Origin of the sequence: Streptomyces sp. NPDC059900 (assembly GCF_050270335.1) — a bacterium.
GTDB lineage: Bacteria > Actinomycetota > Actinomycetes > Streptomycetales > Streptomycetaceae > Streptomyces.
Map to the genome: position 1 here is coordinate 1 of NZ_JBNNJZ010000599.1, position 4,773 is coordinate 4,773.

7 protein-coding genes are annotated in these 4,773 nt (G+C 68.1%); 3 read left to right on the plus strand and 4 right to left on the minus strand.

Annotation, left to right across the window (positions count from 1 at the left end):
• Together ACQKIP_RS40015 and ACQKIP_RS40020 are read left to right on the plus strand one after the other, a co-directional pair.
• A partial coding sequence (locus ACQKIP_RS40015; protein WP_427745296.1) for a GMC oxidoreductase occupies positions 1–129 on the plus strand: 129 nt, incomplete at its 5' end.
• A 264-nt stretch (positions 130–393) separates the two neighbouring features.
• Complete coding sequence (locus ACQKIP_RS40020; protein WP_365856679.1) at positions 394–903, plus strand: hypothetical protein; 510 nt, start codon at positions 394–396, stop codon at positions 901–903.
• Between the two features lie 97 nt (positions 904–1,000).
• Here the strand turns inward: ACQKIP_RS40020 and ACQKIP_RS40025 are convergent, their stop codons facing one another.
• Both ACQKIP_RS40025 and ACQKIP_RS40030 read right to left on the minus strand, forming a co-directional pair.
• On the minus strand, positions 1,001–1,300 hold the full coding sequence (locus ACQKIP_RS40025; RefSeq protein WP_365856681.1) for a hypothetical protein: 300 nt from the start codon (positions 1,298–1,300) through the stop codon (positions 1,001–1,003).
• Positions 1,301–1,648: 348 nt separating this feature from the next.
• Positions 1,649–2,242, minus strand: coding sequence for a TetR/AcrR family transcriptional regulator (locus ACQKIP_RS40030; RefSeq protein ID WP_365856683.1), 594 nt, complete (start codon positions 2,240–2,242; stop codon positions 1,649–1,651).
• A 133-nt stretch (positions 2,243–2,375) separates the two neighbouring features.
• Between ACQKIP_RS40030 and ACQKIP_RS40035 the strand changes: the two genes are divergently transcribed.
• Entirely contained in the window at positions 2,376–3,065 is a 690-nt protein-coding gene (locus ACQKIP_RS40035; protein ID WP_365856685.1) for a nitroreductase, read from the plus strand.
• Positions 3,066–3,108: 43 nt separating this feature from the next.
• On the opposite strand, the gene ACQKIP_RS40040 is transcribed toward ACQKIP_RS40035, so the two are convergent.
• Both ACQKIP_RS40040 and ACQKIP_RS40045 read right to left on the minus strand, forming a co-directional pair.
• Positions 3,109–4,158: a LacI family DNA-binding transcriptional regulator gene (locus tag ACQKIP_RS40040; protein WP_365856687.1), complete on the minus strand. Its 1,050-nt coding sequence runs from the start codon at positions 4,156–4,158 to the stop codon at positions 3,109–3,111.
• A gap of 121 nt (positions 4,159–4,279) precedes the next feature.
• Positions 4,280–4,773: phosphotransferase (locus ACQKIP_RS40045; RefSeq protein ID WP_427745295.1), on the minus strand; the 494-nt coding region annotated here is incomplete at its 5' end.

Here is a 4,773-nt window from a genome sequence, read left to right on the forward strand (position 1 = left end):
GGCGTACACGGGGTACTGATCGCCGACGGCTCCGTGCTGCCCGCCTGCCCGGAAGTCAATCCACAGCTGAGCATCATGGCCGCGGCACTGGCGATCACGGAGCGGTACGTGGAGGGGGAGGGAGGGTAGGCAGCGGCAGCCGGGCGGCGGGGGAGCTCCGCAGTCCTGGCGGCGGGGGAGCCCTGCATTCCGGTCGGCAGGGAAGCCCCGTAGCGCAGAGAGACCTTCCGCTTTGTCCTCTGGCCGTGCGGCGCGGATCCGGGCACCATCTCCTTACCCACCTGCACCACGGCACTGCACGCGTGCCACCTCACCGCACGTGCACCACGGCGCTCCACCTGCACCACAGCTGTCCCACCGTCAGCACGGTCACCGGCAGGAAGGAACCCCCCCATGCGCATCCGCTCCGCGCTCACCGCGCTCGCGCTGTCCGCAGGCGCCCTGATCGCACCAGGCTTCGGCGTCCTCACCACGGCCACCGACGCCTTCGCCGCCACGAAGATCAGCCATGCCACCGCCACATCGATGTTCCGCGAGGCCGGTGTCACCTGGTCGTCCTCCGGCGGCTGCTCGAACCGCAACAACCCCACGTGTACGTCCTTCGACCAGCTCAACCTCGCCACCGCGCAAGGAGCCCAGACCCTCAAGCGTGCCAGCGGGTGCGCCCTCAACATCACGGGTGGCACGGAGACCGGCCACGCGAGCGGCACGTACTCGCACTGGAACGGCTACAAGCTCGATTTCGGCAAGAGCACCTGCGTCACGAACTACGTCAAGAACACCTTCACTTACATCGGACCGCGGGGTGACGGTGCTCCGCAGTACAAGTCCGGCTCCGGCAACATCTATGCCGACGAGGGCAATCACTGGGATGTCCTCTATTACAACTGCGGCGGCTGCTGACCTGCTACCTGCCCGCCCGCACCGGGAGAGAGCCCCGCTGTTCACCCCGTAGGGGCAGACGGTGGGGACCGGTCCACAGGCTGTCGGTACGAAGCGGTCAGCCGGCTTCGAGGAGTTGCAGGGTTTCGATGTCGTCCCACCCGTGTTCGGAGAGCCTTTCCTGGAGCGCCAGGGCAGGGTCGGAGCGGATGAGCAGGCACTGGGGTGGACGGAGATTGTTGGCGAGAGCCACGAGGATCTCCAGGGCGCTGTTGGCGAGGTAGTGAACACCCCTCAGGTCGACGGTGATCTCGTGGGTGACGCGGCGCTGATCGGTCAGGGCAACGGCAAGCGCGCCTTTGTGCGCGCCGAGGACTTCTCCGAACAGGCGCACGCCCGCGGATGTGCCTGCAGGCACGATGAGCAGAGAATCGTCGTTGAAGTAGCTGGGCATAGACAGTCCCGGTTGCTGTGCACCGTCGAGAACCATCCAAGCCGGAGAAGAGGGGGAGCCCTCGAAAAGGAGCGGCGTCTCTCGCGGTGCTGTGTGGCGGGCGCAGGGTCCCGCTGGTGCAGCCGCTGGCGGGAGAGCCCCACTCCGGACTCGTAAGGTCGCCGGTACGCGCTTGCCGCGCTGACGGCATGCGGTCGTACCACGGACTATGCCCCCAGCGTACTCGTGGACAGCCTGTGCCGATAGGGCTACGCAGCGCTATTGTTCGAACTTTTTCTGTCACGCACAGTAGTCGATGAGGTCTCGCTGTGGTCAGCTCGCGCCCGGCAGTGCCCGTTCGAGCAGGATCTCCGCTGCCGTTCGTGCATGCCGGCCGTAGTCCTTGTCGTCCAGCACCATGGCGCGACTGGCCGCCCCGTCCGCAAGGGTGACCAACTGTTCGGCCAGCGCGTTCGGTTCCCGGCAACCCAGATCGCTCACCAGCGCGGTGACGAGTTGAACCATCCGCAGCTTCTGCTCGCGGGCGTAGGAGTGGACCGCGCTCTGCGGGTCGGGGAACTCAGCGGCGGCATCGATGAAGGGGCATCCGCGCACCGGAGCCGCGTCCGCCGCGGGCTGGGTGAACAGTCCGAGGATCCGGTCCCGCGGGGGGATTTCTTCGCGGGTCAGCACGCTCTCCAGGGTGGCGCCCGACGATGCCAGGTCCTGTAGGTGGGCGATGACCAGGTCGCCCTTGGTCCGGAAGTGCGCGTAGAGGGTGCGCTTGGACACCGGTGCTTCGTCCGCGATCTGTTCCATGCCGGTCGCGTTGATCCCCTGGGCCGCGAACAACTGCGCGGCTGCGGCCAGGATGCGCTCCCGGCCCCCGCGTCCCCGCCCGCGCGGTGCGGCAGTCGTCGTACTCATGCGGGAAGTATACGCCCGCGTTTACTTCGGTGGGACTGGCTTGCTACGGTGGGCCTCAAGGTAAACGAGCGCGTTTACTTGCATTGCTTTGCATTGCGCTGCTTTGTATTGCGTTGTCGCTGAGGAGTGATCCATGAGCAGGCCCGTTCCTACTGAGCTGAGTGGCTGCGCGGAAAAGCTGATACGCGGCCGTCACGCCACACGCGCGTTCCGCCCGGACGCCGTACCTGCGGACACGCTGCGCGCGATCTTCTCGCTGGCCGGGGCAGCGCCGTCCAACTCCAATACGCAGCCGTGGCGGGTGGAGGTGGTGAGCGGTGCGGCGCGCAAACGCCTGGCGAAGGCCCTGCAAGCAGCCCACGCCGAGCAGCGCACGTCGGTGGACTTCCCGTACTCCGAGGACATGTACGCGCAGGTGCACCGGGCACGCCGATCCGCCTTCGGAGCCGGGCTGTACGGAGCACTGGGCATCGGCCCCGACGACCGGGCAGCACGCGCCGCGTACGACGCGCAGAGCCTGGAGTTCTACGGCGCGCCGCACGCCGCGTTCCTGTTCGTCCACGGCGACGGCGCGGCGAGGCTGGCTGCCGACGTCGGCGCCTACATGCAGACCCTGCTCCTGGCGATGACCGCCTACGGCGTGGACAGCTGCCCGCAGGGACTGCTCAGCTTCTACGCCGACACCGTGCGGGACGAAGTCGGCGTCACCGGAGGAAAGCTGCTCGTCGGCATCTCCTTCGGCTATGCCGACGAGTCCGCGCCGGTGAACCGCGTGACGACCGAGCGCGCCGCGCTCGAAACGACCACGGCGTTCCACGGCTAGGACGTCGGGTGGGCGGCCCGCCGGCTCCTCGGAGTCAGCAGGCTCAGGCGGACTGCCGCACGGCCAGACGTACCGGCGTGACCACGGAGGACATCGGAGGGCCACCCTCCGTCGATGCGGACGGGTCTGCTGTCCGCTTGAACAGCAACTGGGCCATCAGGCGTCCCATGCCCTCGATGTCCTGGTGCACCGTGGTCAGCGGCGGCTCCGTCGCCTCGGCGATGGTCGCCAGATCGTCGAAGCCGACGACCGCCACGTCTTCGGGTACACGGAGCCCGCGCTCTCGCAGTATGCGCAGGGCTCCGGAAGCCATGAGGTCGGAGGCGACGAAGACGGCGTCCAGGTCGGGGCACCGGTCGAGGAGCCGGACCATGGCATCAGCGCCGCCCTGCAACGTGAAGTCGCTCTCGGCGACGAGCTGGGGCAGGGCATCGAGCAGTACGTCCCGGTAGCCGTCGAGGCGGTCGATCGCGGAGGCCTGGTTGAGCGGACCGGTGATGGTCGCTATGCGGCGGCGCCCCAGCGACAGGAGATACCGGACGGCTTCCCTGGCCCCGCCGCGGTTGTCGGCATCGACATATGTGTACGTGTGGCTGCGATGGCCGGAACCGTCGGCCGGGCGCCCGCCGAACACGGCGGGAAGCCCCATGTGCTCGACCATGGCGGGCAATGGGTCGTCGGTGCGCAGCGAGAACAGCAGGGCGCCGTCGACGTGGCCGCCGCCCAGGAAGTTCCCGACGCGGGGATAGTCGTCCGGCTCCTCGATGAACAACAGCACCGGCTGCGCGCCTTGTTGGACGAGTTCCTGTCGGATTCCGCGCAGCAGGCAGTTGAAGTACGGGTCCACGAAAAGCCGGTTCTGCGGTTCGGTGACCACGACGGCGACGGCGTTGTTGCGGCGCGTGACCAGGCTGCGGGCGGCCTGGTTGGGTACGTAGCCGAGCTCGTCCACGGCCTGCCGGACACGCTCGGCAACCGCGGCCCGCACGCGGGGCTCCCGGTTGATCACCCGCGACACCGTGGACTTCGAAACCCCGGCCCGGTGCGCCACGTCCTCAAGGGTGGGGCGATACCCACTCGACCGTTCCGTCAACACCTTCTCCAATGCGCGCAGTTCGCCGGGCGCTGGTCAGGTTAACCGCCGAGGGCCGGGACGAGGACCCGGATTCGACGATCACGCCGAGGGCTGCTGCGGCGCAGCCCAGGAACACCGATCAGGCCAGCAGGCGCAGCAAACGGTCGGCTTGCCGCTCCACCGTGCCGACCGGATTCCTGGTGTCCTCGCTGTGGCTGTCGAAATACAGGAGGAACAGCCAGACCAGGGCGAGGAGCCGGCGGCAGCGCTCGAGCCGTACGGATTCGGCGGCCGTCAGGTCGAAGTGCCGCAAGAACGACAGGGCATCGAGCGGGTGCTCCACCCAACTCCCCACGTGCTCGGTGATCTCCGCGAGTTCGAAAGCGCGGTCACTGCGCCCCGAGTCCTCAAAGTCGACCACCCGGACACTGGAGCCGTCCCAGAGATAGTTGGCGAGGTTGCCGTCTCCCGGACCGAAGACCGGCGGCACATCCACGGCTGCGTGCGTATCCAGTCCTGACCGGGCGAGCCAGTCCAGCCCGCGGTCCATGGCCAGCGCCACCGGGCCATCCGGGACCTCGGGACGGGCCTTCACTGCCCAGACATTGAGATGGGCGAGGAGATCGCTCTGCC

Bases quoted from the DNA above. Each gene is read 5' to 3' on its own strand.
- ACQKIP_RS40035 (WP_365856685.1), top strand. From the start codon at position 2,376: ATGAGCAGGCCCGTTCCTACTGAGCTGAGTGGCTGCGCGGAAAAGCTG.
- ACQKIP_RS40020 (WP_365856679.1), top strand. From the start codon at position 394: ATGCGCATCCGCTCCGCGCTCACCGCGCTCGCGCTGTCCGCAGGCGCC.
- ACQKIP_RS40030 (WP_365856683.1), bottom strand. From the start codon at position 2,242: ATGAGTACGACGACTGCCGCACCGCGCGGGCGGGGACGCGGGGGCCGG.